At 58.2% G+C, this 17712-nt stretch carries 18 protein-coding genes and 1 pseudogene; 6 read left to right on the top strand and 13 right to left on the bottom strand.

All coding sequences use genetic code 11. The features are described from left to right. Positions 1-27: 27 nt before the first annotated feature. The 7 genes from QD336_RS06110 to QD336_RS06080 all read right to left on the bottom strand — a co-directional run bounded on the left by QD336_RS06110 (position 28) and on the right by QD336_RS06080 (position 3497). Positions 28-1398: a DNA cytosine methyltransferase gene (locus tag QD336_RS06110; RefSeq protein ID WP_499169831.1), complete on the bottom strand. Its 1371-nt coding sequence runs from the start codon at positions 1396-1398 to the stop codon at positions 28-30. A 168-nt stretch (positions 1399-1566) separates the two neighbouring features. After that, positions 1567-1788 carry a hypothetical protein gene (locus QD336_RS06105; RefSeq protein WP_499169830.1) on the bottom strand — a complete coding sequence of 74 codons (222 nt, stop codon included), beginning with the start codon at positions 1786-1788 and terminating at the stop codon, positions 1567-1569. 13 nt (positions 1789-1801) lie between these two features. After that, positions 1802-2140 carry a hypothetical protein gene (locus QD336_RS06100; protein WP_499169829.1) on the bottom strand — a complete coding sequence of 113 codons (339 nt, stop codon included), beginning with the start codon at positions 2138-2140 and terminating at the stop codon, positions 1802-1804. A 160-nt stretch (positions 2141-2300) separates the two neighbouring features. Continuing rightward, positions 2301-2699 (bottom strand): hypothetical protein, encoded by a 399-nt coding sequence (locus tag QD336_RS06095; RefSeq protein ID WP_499169828.1) that lies wholly within the window; start codon positions 2697-2699, stop codon positions 2301-2303. Positions 2700-2761: 62 nt separating this feature from the next. Further along, the gene (locus tag QD336_RS06090; protein ID WP_499169827.1) at positions 2762-3067 is read right to left on the bottom strand and encodes a hypothetical protein; all 306 of its coding nucleotides are present in this window, start codon (positions 3065-3067) and stop codon (positions 2762-2764) included. Next, positions 3064-3228 (bottom strand): hypothetical protein, encoded by a 165-nt coding sequence (locus tag QD336_RS06085; protein WP_499169826.1) that lies wholly within the window; start codon positions 3226-3228, stop codon positions 3064-3066. Before QD336_RS06085 ends, QD336_RS06090 begins: the two co-directional genes overlap by 4 nt. 29 nt (positions 3229-3257) lie before the next feature. Next, positions 3258-3497 (bottom strand): hypothetical protein, encoded by a 240-nt coding sequence (locus QD336_RS06080; RefSeq protein ID WP_333898018.1) that lies wholly within the window; start codon positions 3495-3497, stop codon positions 3258-3260. A gap of 709 nt (positions 3498-4206) precedes the next feature. Between QD336_RS06080 and QD336_RS06075 the strand changes: the two genes are divergently transcribed. Continuing rightward, positions 4207-5658, top strand: a complete 1452-nt coding sequence (locus QD336_RS06075) for a hypothetical protein (RefSeq protein WP_499169825.1) — start codon at positions 4207-4209, stop codon at positions 5656-5658. 197 nt (positions 5659-5855) lie between these two features. On the opposite strand, the gene QD336_RS06070 is transcribed toward QD336_RS06075, so the two are convergent. After that, positions 5856-7271, bottom strand: a complete 1416-nt coding sequence (locus QD336_RS06070) for a hypothetical protein (RefSeq protein WP_333898016.1) — start codon at positions 7269-7271, stop codon at positions 5856-5858. A 383-nt stretch (positions 7272-7654) separates the two neighbouring features. Between QD336_RS06070 and QD336_RS06065 the strand changes: the two genes are divergently transcribed. Continuing rightward, positions 7655-8074: a hypothetical protein gene (locus QD336_RS06065; RefSeq protein WP_333898015.1), complete on the top strand. Its 420-nt coding sequence runs from the start codon at positions 7655-7657 to the stop codon at positions 8072-8074. A 189-nt stretch (positions 8075-8263) separates the two neighbouring features. Here QD336_RS06065 and QD336_RS06060 read toward each other — a convergent pair whose 3' ends face one another. Further along, a complete protein-coding gene (locus QD336_RS06060) occupies positions 8264-9913 on the bottom strand; it encodes a recombinase family protein (protein ID WP_499169824.1) in 1650 nt (549 codons plus the stop codon). 39 nt (positions 9914-9952) lie between these two features. Between QD336_RS06060 and QD336_RS06055 the strand changes: the two are divergent. Next, a pseudogene (locus tag QD336_RS06055) lies at positions 9953-10855 on the top strand (YifB family Mg chelatase-like AAA ATPase); the annotation flags it as partial. A 163-nt stretch (positions 10856-11018) separates the two neighbouring features. On the opposite strand, the gene cysK reads toward QD336_RS06055, so the two are convergent. The 3 genes from cysK to dut form a co-directional block, all read right to left on the bottom strand. Next, entirely contained in the window at positions 11019-11987 is a 969-nt protein-coding gene (cysK, locus tag QD336_RS06050) for a cysteine synthase A (RefSeq protein WP_269341655.1), read from the bottom strand. A gap of 141 nt (positions 11988-12128) precedes the next feature. Continuing rightward, the gene (locus tag QD336_RS06045) at positions 12129-12746 is read right to left on the bottom strand and encodes a LysE family translocator (protein ID WP_499169822.1); all 618 of its coding nucleotides are present in this window, start codon (positions 12744-12746) and stop codon (positions 12129-12131) included. Between the two features lie 121 nt (positions 12747-12867). Then, positions 12868-13338, bottom strand: coding sequence for a dUTP diphosphatase (dut, locus tag QD336_RS06040; protein ID WP_499169820.1), 471 nt, complete (start codon positions 13336-13338; stop codon positions 12868-12870). Positions 13339-13428: 90 nt separating this feature from the next. Here dut and QD336_RS06035 point away from each other — a divergent pair, with 90 nt between their 5' ends. The 3 genes from QD336_RS06035 (at position 13429) to QD336_RS06025 (ending at position 16659) form a co-directional block, all read left to right on the top strand. Further along, positions 13429-15012: a peptide chain release factor 3 gene (locus QD336_RS06035; protein WP_499169819.1), complete on the top strand. Its 1584-nt coding sequence runs from the start codon at positions 13429-13431 to the stop codon at positions 15010-15012. A 70-nt stretch (positions 15013-15082) separates the two neighbouring features. Then, on the top strand, positions 15083-16288 hold the full coding sequence (coaBC, locus tag QD336_RS06030; protein WP_499169817.1) for a bifunctional phosphopantothenoylcysteine decarboxylase/phosphopantothenate--cysteine ligase CoaBC: 1206 nt from the start codon (positions 15083-15085) through the stop codon (positions 16286-16288). Then, a complete protein-coding gene (locus QD336_RS06025; protein WP_499169816.1) occupies positions 16285-16659 on the top strand; it encodes an MmcQ/YjbR family DNA-binding protein in 375 nt (124 codons plus the stop codon). The genes coaBC and QD336_RS06025 overlap by 4 nt, the downstream gene beginning before the upstream one ends. A 6-nt stretch (positions 16660-16665) precedes the next feature. Here QD336_RS06025 and olsE read toward each other — a convergent pair whose 3' ends face one another. Next, complete coding sequence (olsE, locus tag QD336_RS06020) at positions 16666-17580, bottom strand: ornithine lipid hydroxylase OlsE (protein WP_499169815.1); 915 nt, start codon at positions 17578-17580, stop codon at positions 16666-16668. Between the last annotated feature and the right edge of the window lie 132 nt (positions 17581-17712).

Raw genomic sequence — 17712 nt, 5'->3', positions numbered from 1 at the left:
GCCTTGTGGATCATAACTCATCAACGTTCAACGCGTCATGTGAAAATCCATGACGTCATCGGATGCATCGCCCTGTTCCGGCTGGTTCCAACTTGAAGTGACCCCCTGCATCAACTCCTTGAGATCGATAGGGCGCGGACGGCGGCGCTCTACTCCACCCTGCAAGGGTTCTGGGTTATTGCCGTTGCGGGCGTTCTCAAAGGCCCGGTAATGGCGCAATGCCTGACGAAGCTCGGACTTGGTGCCATTGGACAGGGCTTCGAAACCGGACGCGCTTTCCAAGGCCGCGAGCTCCAAGGCCTCATTCTCGAAGGTGCGGCCAAAGAGCATATAGCGGGCACGCCCAAGGCTCGACTTGATGTTGCGGGCGGTTGCGCGTGAGCGCTGGTTGCCACGAACAAGCCACTGCATGAAGCGTTCCTCGGTCTTCGGGGAAATCTTTCCCGTCTGACGGTCGAGGATGACCTTTCCGATGATTTCGGCGGCTGTGGGCGGGACTGCGTTTGCGATCATCACCATGATGCGGCGCTTGTTCTTCGAACACCATGTCCAGCCCTCGGGAAACCCCTGGATACGGGACAGGAATTTCTGGTGGCCAATAGCTGCCTCCTCCAGCGGAGCGCTGTCGTTTGGGTGTGCCTCGTACTTTGCCTTCAGCGCTGCCGACGGAGGCTCGCCMGAGGTTCTGGTAATCGTCGCATAGGGCTCATTAACGCTACGGACGGCACGGCCGGCGCGCAGAGGTCGCGTGTAGATGTGTCCTTTCACGACGATATCGAGATTGTATTCCGGTCGCCACTGGTTCTCCGCAGTCGGCATTTCTCCCATCGCTTTGGTGAATTCCCGCCGCACGGATTTCGGTACGTCGGTGGCGGCATCCGCGATCGCGCCTTCAATGAACCCATCACGTTCGCCGAGACGTCCGACCACGATCAGACGACGTCGCGCCTCTGGCGTATTGTAGTAGGAGAAATCGACCCGGCACTCTGAGATGCCGTAGCCAGCTTTCTTGAGCATGGCTCGTGCCTCGGCCCACGATTGAGAGCGTGCGGCCTGAACGACGTTTTCCATGATGAACCATTCAGGACGCACCGCCGCGATGGTGATCGCGTATGCCAGGGTCAGTCGGGCATTCTTGCCCTCAGCACGCTTGCCTGCCACGGAGAAGTCCTGACATGGAGGGCCACCCGCGATCAGGTCGGGTTTCAGGTCCACGATATCCGGGATAATGCTGAGAAGATCGGACAGGTCACGCTGATGAACGTGGTCGCCGATGTTCGTGCGGTAGGTCTCGACCGCGTCCGGCATGCTGTCATAAGCAGCGACGACATCAAAGCCAGCGCGCTTGAGACCAAGCGACATACCGCCCGCGCCACAGAAAAGTTCAACAACCTTCATTCGATCTTCCTTTCACGACGCCCGTGTCACCCGCTGTGTAGTGGTGGCGCGTTAATGGAAGCCCGAAAAAACCGTTAAAGGTTTAGCGAAGGTGTAAATTTTCAGATATGAAAACTAAACAACCATCACGTATTTCTACATGATGGTGAGGCGGATGATTTCCGCATTTCAATGTGTGTCTTCACGTTGTTCGATCTCGCGGATCAGTTCCCATGCATCGCCAAGGGCGGCGTGGACTTTCTCCATCCGTTTCGCGACCGCCGCCCCGTCACGTGTTCCGAAATCGGAAAAGCGGGCTGCGATAGAACCGATCTCGTTGCGGAGACGACAGTACGTATCGTGGTTCATGGCGAATTTGGCGATTGGAAAGTCGGAGATTTTCGCCATCATATAATTCTCCCCATCACGCTTCTGTTTTAAGGGGTTCTTCATGGGCCGGCCCGAGCACCGCCACCAGAAAGCGATCCCGTGCCGCCTCGGCTGCCTCCCACGCCCGGATGACTTCTTCCATGTCGCGGAAGTCGCAATCAAACTCTATCGTATAGCTTCCAAGATGCTGGCGCAGCACGTGACGGGCGTGCTCATCGCCTTCACCATCGCTCCCAACGAGATCGAACCGGACGCACCCTTCGCTTGGGATGTCCACGACGATGGGCTCGACCCATTCATAGTTGCCCAACGGATCGACAATCGCCAGTTTGCCGCCGAAGCCGAAGTCGTCGAATTTGAATTTCGTGTTCATGCACGTTGTCCTTGTTGGATGGCCTTTTGAACGAGGATGGTGACAACCTCCCGGATCGTCATTTCATGTTGCGCGGCGTGAACCTTCAGCGCTGTCAGCGTTCCGGAGGGAAGGTCCACGCTTAGCCGCTCTCGCGGATGTCTATTCTTCCGGTTTTTGGTCACGCCATTGCCTCCTCGACTTTCTCTACTGCCTCAACGACATCCGATTGGATTGCCTCAAGGAGACCGATTGCGTCCTCCAAGGCTCCGATCGCCGCATTAGCCGCCTCACCTCGTGCACTTTCGCCAATGCTGGACGGCATCGCAGCGAGGTATTCTTCCTCTTCGTCCCTCAGCACCTCGATGTCGTATTTCAGTTCTTCGATAACAGCTTCGATCGGCCGAATTTGATCCAGCAGTTTCCGAAGACTTTTCCGTCTGGCCTTGTTCATTCCATTCCCTTTTCTTTGGCCTTCGGGCAAAGCTTCGCCGCCGCGCAAAGGCACGTTATTCGTTGATTTGTTTCCATTTTCAGGAGTACATGTGGTGTGGAGAAGTGCGTTTGTGACTGTCCACATACACAGTGTTCGTCCATTCGAATCGCTGTGCAAGATGGAAAATGCGCCGACGGTGAAGTTTTTTACGACACCAGAACAGGGCCGCTGACGATGCGGTGGATAGCTTCCTCGACAGCCGCGACGGCTTCTTCCCGGGTATGGACGATGCCGTTGGCAAGGGAGCGGAGGCGTTTCGGAAATCCGTTCTCATCGCGAGACTGCATGTCTGGAATGTCGACGGAATAAGCCCATCGAGCATTGGGGCATTTCCGGAGTTCTTCCATCCAAGCGCACAGCGGGTACGGATATGAAGGGTGATCGACTTCGGCGGCGTCATGAACCGCGAATTCGTGTTCGGCATTGTACCAGTCTATCGCGATTGCCGTCATACGCACCTCCTGATGAGCTTACCGACGATCAGCAACGGTAACACGATCCAAAGAGCGAGGCTGCCCGCCTCGATCACTTCCGGCGCTTTGATGGCGGCGGTGTACAGGATTGCAAAGGCTGCCATGGCGATCGGCAGGCAGAGGACTCGTAAAACAAGCATGTCGTGTTCCTTCATGTGGGAATGTGGGTTCAGGTGCGCGAAAAGCGTCGAAATGCTTGGATGCCGTCACGCTGGATTTCCCGTTTCATCTCGTCAGCGGCACCGGGCAGACGTGACTTCCCGACGAGGCGGCGCACGGATGTCGCCTTCTCTACCGCGTAGATGGATGCCACGTAGCAGAGGAGACCCCCGCACGGTGCCCGCTCGTTAACCTCCTCGATCATGAGATTGAAGGTCAGACCCGGAATGAGTGTGGTCTTTACGGCCATTATGCACCTCGAAAGCGGCTGTTTTCATTGGCCTATTTATAACATGTCATGAGAATCGAGCCCAGGGATTAACGCGGCATGGTTGAGTTGTGCCGGAGGCGAAGTTAACGGGATCGGTAGAATTCTAAGGATTCTTGTTTGAAACCTGTGCTCCCTGTTCGATCCTGCCGGAGGCGGGTCGAACCCGCGCGCAGCGCGGTCTTTTGATGCTCCCCGTCCCGATGCATCCAGGACGGCCGGCACGCACAGCGGCAGTCACCCGGAGGGACGCAGCACCGCGGAGGACGGCAGCGCCGTTGACATAGCGAGCATGCTGGCAGGCACGGCGGTGAGGGTGGGGAAATGGATTCAAGGGTTCTTGGCCCATCCGAACGTACAAACGTGTTGTACGGGCTCTATACGCGCCCATAGAACGCGTTTGACTACAAAATGGTCCCGTGGACCATTTGGGCGCGGGAACCGCGTCTGCGACGAAGAAGAGCGCATCGGAGCGCCAAGCATAGCGGTCCCGGCAACGGAGATGGCGGGGGAATTCGCGTATGTGACGATCTCGGGGTAGCCGCGGGAGATTCAGCACTTGCGCCGCCGACTTGGCGGGAACCGGATCGACTGTCCCCGACGTCACATTCCCTGTTTGCGGTTGAGACCACCTTGTTGGTGATTGTAACAAGGTGATACTACTCCCGCATTTGGCGAATGGGAGGTTGGTATGGGCGAAGCAAAAAGACGGGCGATCGCACGGGCGGAAAATGAGAAGCTAGTAAAGCAACTTAATCCAGCCCGTTTCCACTTGCTTTCCATCGGCGTTCGGATGGCTGTCAGTCGCTTGATCTCGGGTGAAGTATCATACTGGGCGGACAATGAGGAGCGCATTCTCGGCCTGATCAGCTTCGACTTTACTGATGAGGATTTTGCCTGGATGATCCTCGCGCGGGACCGAATTGGACGTTTCCGGTGCTGTCAGGTCGATGCCAGTATCAAGAGTGAACCACTGGCCACGGAAATCCTGCTTGGCGAAATGGCCAAGCTAGTTAGGAATGGAATTCCAGGGGACTTCGGCTGGCAAGGTGATGAGCCAAATGCGCCGTTCGATCTACTCAGCATTACCCATAATGAGAAGCTGCACCCATACTTCGAGGTACTTAATGATGCTGGACATATGCCAGCCCGGGCCGCGTTGAAAGAGATTGGTCCATGGCTCGCTCCGTCGGACCCTCACTTTGTCAAAGAGTTCCAAACGACGGCATTCGATCAGAGAATTTGGGAGCTTTACTTATGGGCAGCGTTCAGAGAACTCGGGTTCGACGTTACCCAGCCCGAGGCACCAGACTTTTCATGCCGTGCACCGGGCATCGCGTTCACTGTCGAGGCCACAACGGTTTCTCCTTCCACTGCGGGGCCTCTCGCTATTCATCCCGAGCCCAAAACCCCAGAGGAGCAAGCCGAATTCCTGAAGCACTATATGCCGATGAAGTTCGGTTCCAGCCTGACCAGTAAATTAAACAAGAAAAATGCCGCTGGGGAACCATACTGGGACCGCGCGGAAACCAAGGGAAAACCGTTCATTCTTGCGGTGGCTGACTTCCACAAACCAGCGGACTTGGAGAACCTGGGTTCAATGACGTACAGCCATTCGGCTCTATGGCCGTATCTCTATGGGAAGCGCGTCGTGTTTGAGGCCAAGGAAGGCGGCGGCTATTGGCGAATGGTGAAGGGAGACGAGCACATCTACGGTGGAAAGAAGATTCCGACGGGCTTCTTCGATCTTCCAGGCGCTGAGAACGTCTCGGCTGTACTCTTTTCCAATGCTGGCACTTTGCCGAAGTTTAACCGAATGGGACTACGTGCTGGTTTCGTGCCAGAGAACCACATGTATATACGTCAAGGCTTCCGCTACGATCCATCGCCAGAAGCCTACGTCGGGATACCGTTCCAAGAGGACGTCCTATCTCCAGAGTATGAAGAATACTGGTCTGATGAGTTGCAGGTGTTTCATAATCCGAACGCCCGCAATCCGATTTCCCCGGATACGTTCGGAGGGATCACGCAGTATTTCTTCAAGGACGGCGACCTCCATACGATTACGCCAGATCGAGCCGTGATCGCGTCCTTTACGGCAGTATTTCGGTTTGAAAATGACGAGCAAGCCGCTGTTGCCTGATGACACGCGACCACATTTGCCATGGTCAGCTTTCGGGTTCCGTGGAAACTGGGCTCGTAGAGATCAACCAGATCAGGATTAATAATATGAACGGGCGGGGGTGCAAGCACCCCCAGGCCTTCGGCCTCCCCCAGGCGTTGGTAAACACCATACACCGCGACGAATCGTGACGGGTGCTGATTTCCAAGGGGTTCTGTTTACTCTGCGGATGCCTTGGCTTCCCTCATCGCGTTCGAAATATGGCCTGTCGACACGCCGAAGTGCGCGGCGAGTTCGGCGCGGTTCATGCCGTTCTTTGCGGCCAGATACACGCACTTTTGTCCGAGTTCGAGGCGGGCAGTCTGTTGGGCGGATCGATCGCCAGCGCCGCGACGGTGCCGGCTCTGGCGGGTTCTTTCTGTGTTAAGCTCCCTACGGCGATCCTCGTCCACGAGCGCGCGAAGTCCAGCCGCACGCTGCTCGGCCGGCTCGATGCCGAGCCATTCAATCATTGTTGAGGCTCTAAACTTGTACCGGGGATCGATTTCACGCCCGGAGTACGGGACCTTGAGGCCGCTGGCGGCTTGTTTCGCTCGCTTGATGACTGCGCTCAAACGGGCATCAGTCTCTGCTTGTGTCCAGTTGGTTGCCTGCCTCGCCAGGATCGTGATCTCGCGACCCATGACGTCGGGAACGTCCGTCCAGGAGAGGGCGTTAGCGGCGAGGAATATCCAGACGTCGCGTTGTCCTGGCGGAAGTGCACCGGTCTCTGGACTCCGATGCTTACGGAGGCGCTGAAGGTCTTCAAACACCGTTCCCCATAGGCTGGCCCGAGAAAGACGCTGGGCAGGCTTGACGTCACGGTCGAGCCCCTCGGCTTTCCGGGTGGCACGGGCGGCGCGAAGCGATATGAGTTCGGCTTGTGTGAAGGGCAGTACTTCGTCGGCCAGCGTCCCAAACTGATGGCGTGTCGGTGCTTCAGGCGATCCTTGACACCAAACCATTCCCACGTGTCGGCGATCCCACTCTGCCCGGGAGTTAGTGCTTCCAGAGAGCCTGAATACCCGGGCGGCGTCTAAGGCGCGTTTGTCCGCGCCGAACTTCGTCAACGCGATGGCCAAGGTTTTCTGCACGAGGTTCCAGCGCGGGAGTACGGCGAATGGCAACAGTTCGGTCAACCAGACGCATACCAGCCCGCGGCCGGTTGACAGAATGTAGGATGGTAGCGGCAAGCCCTCCTGTTCAAGCTCGTAGAGTGCGGCAGCGGCGACATCCGTTGCGGGACGTCCTGCCCAGCGCTTCCGGTTATGATAATCCAGATCGACGTAGTTTGAACCGATGGCGGTTAGGTCGGCGATGCCGCGCCAGCGCCCGAAAGCTTGCTGACTGACATAGACATCCTCGCCGCCGGTGCGGCGTAGAACGTCTTCCGCATGGAGAACCGCGTCTCCGCCGATCGGGACGGTCCATTCTTTCCAGTTCTTGCCGCCGTCAGCCACGCGCTGGGCGAAGGATACGACGCCTTTACGAACACCGTTGCGGTTCTGGTTTTCTGGGTGAAGAACCCTGAGATGTTGGCCGGGGCCGAAAATATCGTACTGGAATTTTGCGGGACCGTCCGAACTTAGGCGCACGTCCGAATTGTCAACACTGAAAATTTTATGATGGGGCTCCGGATCGGCTGGGATATGTCCCAGCCTCGGGCTCAACCTTCAAAAATGGGGGGCTTTACAAGAATCGCGCCGTTGGCAATCATGAACCTGTCCTTGAAAAAACACCGCGGAGGGTTCCAGCCCGTTGATGCGGTGTTTTTTATGGTCATGTGCGATGGCGCACAGGTCAAGCGCCGAAAATACCTTTCGCAACCGTAACGATTTCGCGGTGCTATCATGTACAAATGCGTGATGCTTTTCATGCCCCACCCCGCCCGAGGGCGGTGCTGTCATGGCGATCTTCAGGCTTTACTTTCTGTTATGGGGCGTGAACGATCTAACGAATCTGTTTGAAGGGCTACCGGATGGCTTACGAAAACACACAATCACGATCGCTTGTTATCTCCGAAACCCCAGGTGCGTTACAGCGGAACTGGAAGGTTCCTGCACTTTTCCCACTCTGCCCTTCAACTTCTTCAGATGCACCACTGGCTACCTATTTCGAAGGATTGTACGTCGGCGATGTGGCGGTCATTACACGCTTTGGGCAGACCACCATTGGCGATACCGCTATGACGCCCGACGGCAGCAGCATCCTTCTTCTCGGTGAGCATGGTGAAGATGCAATCAAGCCATGGTCATTAATGCGGATAACATTCGAGAATGGATATTTCGTTCACGAAAGCCATGGGATGTTCTTCTCCCGCGAGGGTGCGGAGAAAGAGTTCACTCTGGCGCAGGGGTTGACGTGGGATGGCGGCGAGACAATTGATGACTTTTGTTGATAACCGGGTTCCTTGCAGCCTCGGGAATTACAGAATTTATCGTTGGTGAGGTCCGCTCCGTTGCTTTCGGCATGAAATCCCCCACCCCGCCCGCGGGCGGTGCTGCGGCCCTCCCCCGGGGAAGGGCCTCACGCCCCTCGCGGGGCGACTGGGTTTCATCGCCGTCGCGCAAGCGCTCGGGAGATGCCATTACTCCATTCCGGATGCGCCACCTAGACCGAGGAAGAACTGATCCAAAGCAGCGTTGTTGACGGGAGATTCAAGGAGCATTGAGACAACGCCATAGTCCATCCGAAATGCGAAGGGCATGGGTTCGGCCGTCATCCGCACTTCCAATCGCGGCTTGAGGATCATGACTGGCCCGATGGGTCGGCATTCTACGCGCTCCACCAGTCCACGCAAAAGAGACGACAGTTTGATTCGGAGTTCTCGACGCTTCTCCAAGTCTGCTTCTTCAAGCTGACCGGATAGTTCATTTGCCGTAGTTAAGCGCGCGATAACGCCTGGATCGGCTTGTCTGCTGGCCGCTGCCTTTTCTTGCTCTTTCAATTGAGCTTTAAATTTTTTCGCTTCCAAGGCAGCCTGAACAAGGTTCTCCTCGACCTCTTCATCGCCTGTCTTAGCAAAAACTGAGAGCAAGCGAGTGCGTCGAGCGTTCGCGTCGGCTAGTTTGGCTTTCAGTGCTTCGATCTGCCGGAGCAGCTTAGGAGTCTCATCATCCAAAGAGGCGAGAGCAGCAACGTCGACGTGAAGCAGCGCCGTCAACAAGTCCCTCTCAAGGCGTTCAACCCGAATGCGTCGGCCATTGTCACAACCCGCTTTTCGAAGATTGCTCGAACAGGCAAGCCAGATGCCACCTTTGGGCAACGCCCCTTTATTTTGGATATGCATGGGACCACCGCAGGAAGCACAGCGGCCAAGGCCTTGGAGGATGTGAGCCCCCTTCTGGCCCTTCCTTCCTGACGCCGCTTGACGCCGTCCCTCGGTGGCATTTTGAGCTCTCCAATAGGTTTCATCATCTATGATGCGGGGGTAATAGTTTGGAATCGGATCGCCGTCCGGTTTCCGATTGCGATTCTTGTGAGTCCCACTGTGAGGTTGGTACTCTCCAAGAACCGCATGGCTCTGAATAACTTTGGCGATGCTCGAAGTATGCCACCCTTTGCCGCCTCGGAACGTCGGTACTTCCTCTACGTTCAAACGGCGCATGATCTCGCGTCGTCCGAATCCCTCGATCGTCTCTTGAAAGATGCGTCGGACCAGCGCGACCCTTTCCGGGCGTTCCACGAATGCGCCGTCGCGAACCTCCAGCCATTCCGGGCACCTCGGCGTCAGAGGCTTTCCTTCTTTGCGAGCCGTCTCCTTTTTCTGTCGCCATGCTTCGCTGACGCGATCGGACTTGATCCGGGACTCTTCGTGCGCTCGGGCCATGACGATCAATGAGAACACCAACGGTGTCCAGTCCGTGCGTAGGCGGTCCTCCGAGTATTCCTGACCATCGCTGAGTGTGACAACGATAATCCCTGCCCGGATCAAGTCGAGCAGCCTGGTAACCGCATCCATGACCGCCTCGCGAGAGATGCGATCTAGGCTTTCAACGATGAGGTACGACCCCCGTTCTATCCTGCCGTCCTCCACCATCTGAAGAAACGAACGAAGCGCGCCAGTCGTCCGATTCGCGCCGTGATACGCGCTTACGCCAAGGTCGCGAAGAGAGTTGTCCAAGGTAAGTCCGCGCTCTCGCGCCCAAGCCTCCGCCTTCGCTGTCTGGCGGCGCAAGGAATCACCCTGAGCCTGTTCGGGAGTGGAAAAGCGAATATATGAATATGCTTTCGTCATGATCGGCGTTCCATATCAGAAGTGACGTGATTAATGTAGCACAATTTGCTGATGGTCGGGCCGCCCGGTTCGGGCAAGTCGATGCTTGCCGCCCGCTTGCCCTCCATCCTGCCGCCGCTGGAGGTGGCGGAACTGCTGGAAGTATCGATGGTGCATTCCATTGCCGGCCAACTATCGGGCGGCAAGCTCTCGGACCGCAGACCATTTCGCACGCCGCACCATTCCGCCACCATGGCGGCGCTGATCGGCGGCGGCTTGCGCGCCAAGCCGGGTGAGGCCTCGCTTGCCCACCACGGCGTCCTGTTTCTGGATGAATTTCCGGAGTTTTCGCCGCAGGTGCTGGATGCGTTGCGCCAGCCGCTGGAAACCGGCGAATGCATCATCGCAAGGGCCAATCATCGCGTCAGTTATCCCGCCGAAATTCAGCTCGTGGCTGCCATGAACCCGTGCCGCTGCGGTATGGCGGGAGAACCGGGCTTCACCTGCGCCCGAGGCCCGCGTTGTGTGGCCGATTATCAGGCCCGCATTTCCGGGCCGCTGCTGGATCGCATCGATATTCGCATTGACGTTCCCGCCGTTTCCGCCACCGATCTCATCCGACCCGCTGCGTCCGAGCCAAGTGCGGTAGTCGCCGCACGTGTTGCCCAGGCTCGGCTTGTACAGCAGGAACGTTATGCGGCGGCGGGGTTCCCGTCCATCCGCACCAATGCCCGCTGCACAACGACGCTAATCGAAAAATATGCCGAACCGGATGCCTCCGGGCTGCAATTGCTGCGCGACGCCGCCGAGCGGCTGAAGTTTTCCGCGCGTGGTTATCATCGCATTCTCAAGGTTGCCCGCACGCTTGCGGATCTGGATGGCAAGCAGACCGTCGGCCGCATCCATGTGGCGGAAGCGGTTTCTTATCGTATCGCAGGCGAAAGGCTGACGGTGGCGGCCTAGAACCGTGATGCTTGCATATTAAGGACAGCCAAAAAGAGATTTGAAGAACATCGCACGGGCGCGGCTGAATGTAAGGCGTCTTAAAACCGACATGCCACCGGCAGCCGGCGGCATATCGAAATGTTCACTCATTGGGTGCGCGACTGCGCACCGGATGGCATGGTCAGAGTCCAAGCCCTTCGAAAAGCGCGGTCGAAAGATAACGTTCCGCGAAGGAAGGAATGATGACGACGATGTTCTTGCCGGCATTTTCCTCACGTGCGCCAACCTTGATGGCGGCAGCCAGTGCTGCACCCGAGGAAATGCCGACCGGCACGCCTTCGAGCCGCGCCGCCAGACGCGCGATTTCGAAAGCTTCATCATTGGTTACGGTGACGATTTCGTCATAGATGCCGGTGTCGAGGATCGCGGGTGCAAAACCGGCACCGATGCCCTGAATCTTGTGCGGGCCGGGGTTTCCGCCGGAAAGAACCGGGCTGTCGGCCGGCTCGACCGCGACAACCTTCACCTCTGGCTTGCGGGATTTCAGAACCTGACCCGTGCCGGTGATCGTGCCGCCGGTGCCGATGCCGGAGACGAGAATGTCGACGGTACCCTCGGTATCGTTCCAGATTTCTTCCGCGGTCGTTCTGCGATGAATATCCGGGTTGGCGGGGTTTTCAAATTGCTGCGGAATGACGGCGTCAGGCAGGGTCTCGGCCAATTCCTGCGCCTTGGCGATCGCGCCCTTCATGCCCTTCGGACCTTCGGTCAACACCAGCTCGGCACCCAGCAGGGCCAGCATTTTCCGGCGTTCGACCGACATGGTTTCCGGCATGGTCAGGATCAGCTTGTACCCCTTGGCGGCGGCGGCGAAGGCGAGCGCGATGCCCGTATTGCCTGAGGTCGGCTCCACCAGCGTAGTCTTGCCGGGGGTGATCTTCCCTTGCGCCTCGAGCGCTTCGATCATGGCAACACCGATGCGGTCCTTCACCGAAGCGATGGGGTTGAAGAATTCCAGCTTGGCAAGCAGGTTGGCCTTCACGCCCTTTTCTTTCGCCAGCTTGTCGAGCCGCACGATCGGCGTGTCGCCGATTGTTTCCGTGATCGAGGAATAGACGCGTCCGCGTCCGGGCTTTCTGGCTTCGGGCATGATGCTCTCCTGTATGAAGACCGCAAGATTTGAGCGGCAGAATAGGAGCAATAGCCCTCTCAGGCTAGCGAACGTTCATCCTAATGTAGCGAAATGACAGGAATAATTTTACGGAAAGTGTGATCGGCGCACGAATTTATTTCAGGTGCTGCGGATCGCGATCATGGTCGCCGTTCCGGCAAGAATGCCGGCCGCCGTACGGTTGAGGATCGTCAGGGCGCTTGGCCGTTTCAGCAGGTTGCGTGCCTTGGCCGCAAGCACGATGTAAGGCAGGAGAACGGCCATCAGCACAACGAAGGTCAGGGCAAGAAGTGTCGCATATTCCGATGGCCCGATCATGCGGATATCGATCAGCGTCGGCACCAGCGCCACATAAAACAGCATGGTTTTCGGGTTGCCGAGCGTGATCAGCAGGCCGGACAGGAACGACATGGACATGCTGGAGCTTTTTTTAGCCTTCAGATCCTGCGGCAACAGACCGGCGGTCCAGAGCTTCCAGGCGATATAGAGCAGATAGGCTGCGCCCGCGAATTTCAGGATCATGAAAGCTTCCTGAAAGGTCTGCGCCACAAAGGCGAGCCCTAATATCACGCCGGTAAGATAGATCATGTCACCCAGTATCAGCCCGAGACCCATGAAGAAGGTCTCGCGAAAGCCAGATCCCAGCGCCCGCGCCACGATCGCCGTCATGCCGGGGCCGGGAATGGCGGCAGCAATGAAGAGGGCGGTGGCATAGGCAAGAATGGTGGTCAGCGTCATGATCGTGTTTCCCGGAAAATCCGCCAAATCCATAGCGAAATTGCCGGGTAAAGACAATCAGCCCGCGCGCCCCATCTTGAAGCGGAACAGGGCAGTGCCGCGTGGCGGGTAAGCGGTGTCGCTAAACGCCGGTGGAGCCGAAACCGCCGGCACCGCGCACCGTCTCGGATGTTTCCGTCACCTCGCTTACGGTCACCTGCGTCACCGGCGCGATCACCATCTGCGCGATGCGCATGCCGCGTTCGATCACGAAATCATCCTGCCCCAGATTGGCGAGAATGACCTTCACCTCGCCGCGATAATCGCTGTCCACCGTGCCGGGGGAGTTGAGGCAGGTAATGCCGTTCTTGATGGCGAGGCCGGAGCGGGGGCGGATCTGCGCCTCATACCCTTGAGGAACCTCGAAGATGAAACCGGTCGGCACCAGCGCCCGTTCACCGGGTTTCAGGGTCAGCGGTTCACCTGCGGACACTGCCGCGCGCAGGTCCATGCCGGCGGCGCCGCCGGTTTCATAAGAGGGCAAATCGAGGCCTGCGCCATTGGCGAGGCGGACGAGGCGGAGAGGGGGGCGATTGTCGTTTTGAACGGTCATGGGGCATTAGTTTGCCGAGATCGCGGCAAGGTCAATTGCAAATGCGGGCCTGAAACGCTAGATAGCCCGCAATTCCACAGGATTTGTCAGATGGCCGAAACACTTGCCGAGGCGGTCTCCCGCCGCCGCACCTTTGCTATTATCGCGCACCCGGACGCGGGTAAGACCACGCTTACCGAAAAGCTGCTGCTGTTCGGCGGAGCGATCCAGCTTGCCGGTGAGGTGAAGGCGAAGAAGGACCGTATCCAGACCCGTTCGGACTGGATGAAGATCGAGCGTGAGCGTGGTATTTCGGTCGTCACCTCGGTCATGACCTTCGAGTATAACGACCGGGTCTTCAACATTCTCGATACGCCCGGCCACGAAGACTTCGCCGATGATACCTACCGCACGCTGACGGCGGTGGATGCGGCGATCATGGTCATCGACGCCGCCAAGGGTATCGAGCCGCGCACGCTGAAGCTTTTCGAAGTCTGCCGCATGCGCGATATCCCGATCATCACCTTCATCAACAAGATGGACCGCGAAAGCCGCGACCCCTTCGAGATTCTGGATGAGGTCGAGGAGAAGCTCGCGCTCGACACCGCGCCCATCACCTGGCCGGTCGGTCGCGCTAAAATCTTCTGTGGCGCCTATAATCTTGCCGACAATACGTTCCGAGGCGTCGATACGCAGGTGGAGGCCATGGCCGTCAACGGTCCGCAGGCGGTTGCCGATCGTCTGCCGGAAAATGAACGTCAGCTTTTTGTCGAAGAAACGGAGCTTGCGCTGGAAGCCTGCCGTCCCTTTGACCGCCAGGCTTTTCTTGAAGGCCATATGACGCCGGTGTTCTTCGGTTCGGCGCTGCGCAATTTCGGTGTGCGTGACCTCATCAATGCGCTTGGCGATTTTGCGCCGCCGCCGCGCGATCAGGTGGCGGATACCCGCACCGTACATGCGGCTGAAGAGAAAATGACGGCCTTCGTCTTCAAGATTCAGGCCAATATGGACCCGAACCATCGTGACCGTATCGCTTTCGCCMGCATCTGCTCCGGCAAGCTGGAGCGCGGCATGAAGGCGCGGCTTGCTCGCACCGGCAAGCAGATGGGCCTCACTGCGCCGCAGTTCTTCTTCGCCTCGCAGCGCCAGCTGGCCGATACCGCCTTTGCGGGTGACGTGGTAGGCATCCCGAACCATGGCACGCTGCGCATCGGTGATACGCTGACCGAAGGTGAAAATCTCGTTTTCCAGGGCGTTCCGAACTTCTCGCCGGAAATCCTGCGCCGCGTGCGTCTGGAAGATGCCATGAAGGCGAAGAAGCTGAAGGAAGCCCTGCAGCAGATGGCGGAAGAAGGCGTCGTGCAGCTTTTCTCGCCGGAAGATGGCTCGCCGGCCATTGTCGGTGTCGTCGGCGCGCTGCAGCTCGATGTGTTGAAGGAGCGGCTGATGGGCGAATATGGCCTGCCGGTCTCCTTCGAAATGTCGCGCTTTTCGGTCTGCCGCTGGATTTCTTCCGATCAGCCGGCGGAAATGGACAAGTTCCTCAACGTCAAGCGTGGCGATATTGCCCGCGATCTCGATGGCGATCCGGTGTTTCTGGCGCAGGATGCCTTCTCGCTGCGTTACGAATCCGAGCGTTTTCCGGCGATCAAGATGGTCGCGATCAAGGAATATCACGTCGCCAAGGCGGCGTGATATCAGCCGGATTGCACTTTGAATGCCAAGGGCTTAGTTTCCCGGTGAAACGGGAAACTGGTCCGGCATCATGACGCTTTCAGGCAAACATATTCTCCTCATCATTTCCGGCGGCATCGCGGCCTATAAGAGCCTCGATCTTATCCGCCGCCTGAAAGAGCGCGGCGCGAAGGTGACGCCGGTCATGACCAAGGGCGCGCAGGAATTCGTCACGCCGCTTGCGGTCGGTGCGCTTTCCGCCACTCACGTCTTTACCGAGCTTTTTTCCAGGCAGGATGAGCAGGATGTCGGCCATATCCGGCTGGCGCGCGATTGTGACCTTGTGCTGGTGGCMCCCGCCACCGCCGATCTGATGGCGAAGATGGCGCATGGCCTGGCCGACGATCTCGCTTCCACGGTGCTTCTGGCGACCGACCGCAAGGTGCTGGTAGCACCCGCCATGAACCCGAAAATGTGGACGGCGAAGCCGGCGGCGCGCAATGTCGAAACCCTGAAGAAGGATGGCGTGTTTTTCATCGGGCCCATGGCCGGCGAGATGGCGGAGAAGGGCGAGGCGGGCCTTGGCCGCATGGCGGAGCCTTTGCAGATCGTCGAAGCCGTTGAGTCATTGCTGGATGGTGGTCCGAAGCCGCTCGAAGGCAAAACGGCGATCGTCACCTCCGGCCCGACGCATGAGCCGATCGATCCGGTGCGCTATATCGCCAACCGCTCTTCCGGCAAGCAGGGCCATGCCATTGCGGCGGCTCTGGCGGAATTGGGCGCAAAGGTCACGCTGGTTTCCGGCCCCGTCACCATCGCCGATCCGGCCGGGGTCACGACGATCCATGTCGAGCGCGCCGAAGAAATGCGCGATGCGGTGATTTCGCGGCTCCCGGCGGATATCGCCGTCATGGTCGCTGCAGTCGCCGACTGGCGGGTGATGGGCTCATCGGAACAGAAGATCAAGAAGCAGCCGGGCGATGCGCCACCGGCGCTGCAGCTGACGGAGAATCCGGATATTCTCAAGACCGTCGGCCATCATGAAAAGCGTCCAAGGCTTGTGGTGGGTTTCGCCGCCGAAACGCAGGATGTCGAGAAAAACGGCCGCGCCAAGCTGGAGCGCAAGGGTGCGGATTATATTGTCGCGAACGATGTCTCGGCCGAGACCGGCATCATGGGCGGAGACCGCAACAGCGTGAAGATCATTTCGGCTGATGGTGTCGAGGCCTGGCCGGATCTCGACAAGGCGGACGTCGCAAGACGTCTGGCCAGCCTTATCGCGGAGAAACTCGCATGACCTTTTTCGGTCGCAAGACATTCGACAGGGTGCTTGGCGAATGGCCGGGCGTGAGGTTCGTCGATCAATGGGATTCGCATGTCGCCAAGGTGGGCGACAAGGTCTTTGCGGTGCTGGGCGAGCGGGAGGACTGGCGGCTGGTGGTGAAATGCTCGGAAGAGAGTTTTGAAATCCTCACCTCGCTTGAAGGCATCGCTCAGGCGCCTTATTTCGCCAAACGCAAATGGGTGTCGATTGGTGATCATTCGCCGCTCGAGCAGGAGGAACTGGAACACTATGTGCGCCGTTCCTATGAGCTTGTCGCAGCCGGCCTGACAAAAAAGCTGCGGGGCGAGCTCGGCATCGTGATCGACACCGCGCTCAGCCGGTAACTTGCGTCAATTGACGTTCTTGTCCTTGCCGATGATCTGGCGGACGCCTTCCTTGGTGAAGGGCTGCAGGAGCTGCGGCACAAACCCTTTTGCGATCTGACCCTTGATGCCGATATCGGTGGAAGAGGGCCGGTCGGGATTATGGTAGGATCCGAAGATTATATCGAAGATGACGAGATTCTCGCCGTAATTGGTATTGCCTTCCGGAAGCTGTTTCGAATGGTGCCAGCGATGCAGGCGCGGGGTGCTGAAGACATAATCGAGCAGCCCCGTTTTCATATCGACATTGCAATGGGTCAGGATACCGATGAATGCGGTCACGGCACCCAGCCACCAGAAGACCTGAAGCGGCGCACCCATGAAATAGAGCGGAATCTGGCTGAGCGCGATCTTGAACAGGGAATCGGCCACGTGGAACCGGCCGGTATTGACGACCCAGAGCCGCACGACACTGTGATGCAGCGCGTGGAAGCGCCAGAAGAACACGGTTTCATGCGCGATGCGGTGGGCCCAGTAGAGACCGAACTCGGCAATCGTCACCGCCAGCGCCACCTGAACGATCATCGGCAGATGAGACGGCCACATGTCGAAGCGCATCGCCGCCAGCGGCTGCAGCACATTGGCGGCCAGCATCGGGAAGATTGCCGCTGCTGCGGCGGCAAGTTGCACGAGCCCCTTGGTCAAAAGCGTGTGGCCGATGCTGGTCATGGTCTCGCCGTCGCCCTCAAGCCATTCGACTTCATAGGGAATGTAGCGCTCGAGAAGAAACAGGCTCAGAACCGCGCCCGCATAAACGGCCAGAAAGGCCGCGATGGGATGGCTGCCCGTGAAAGCGAAATAGGACCCCACGAGGCCGCCGACGAAGACGAGCGGCCACGAAGAATAGGAAAGGGCCTGTTTTATTACCTGCGTTTTTGCCATGAAACTCAAATCCCGTCCGGCATCATTCGGCTCTCAACGACCCGCGCAATTCCGCGCAGGCATCAAAGCAGCCCTTACCCGCATCGATTACCTGTCTCGCTTGAAGATCAGGCTCTTATCGCTCCAATACGT

It is taken from the genome of Rhizobium sp. BR 250, assembly GCF_047445855.1.
Taxonomy (GTDB): Bacteria; Pseudomonadota; Alphaproteobacteria; order Rhizobiales; family Rhizobiaceae; genus Agrobacterium; species Agrobacterium tumefaciens_I.
The sequence above is the reverse complement of the archived record's forward strand: the minus strand, read 5'-3'. Positions and strand labels throughout refer to the sequence as shown.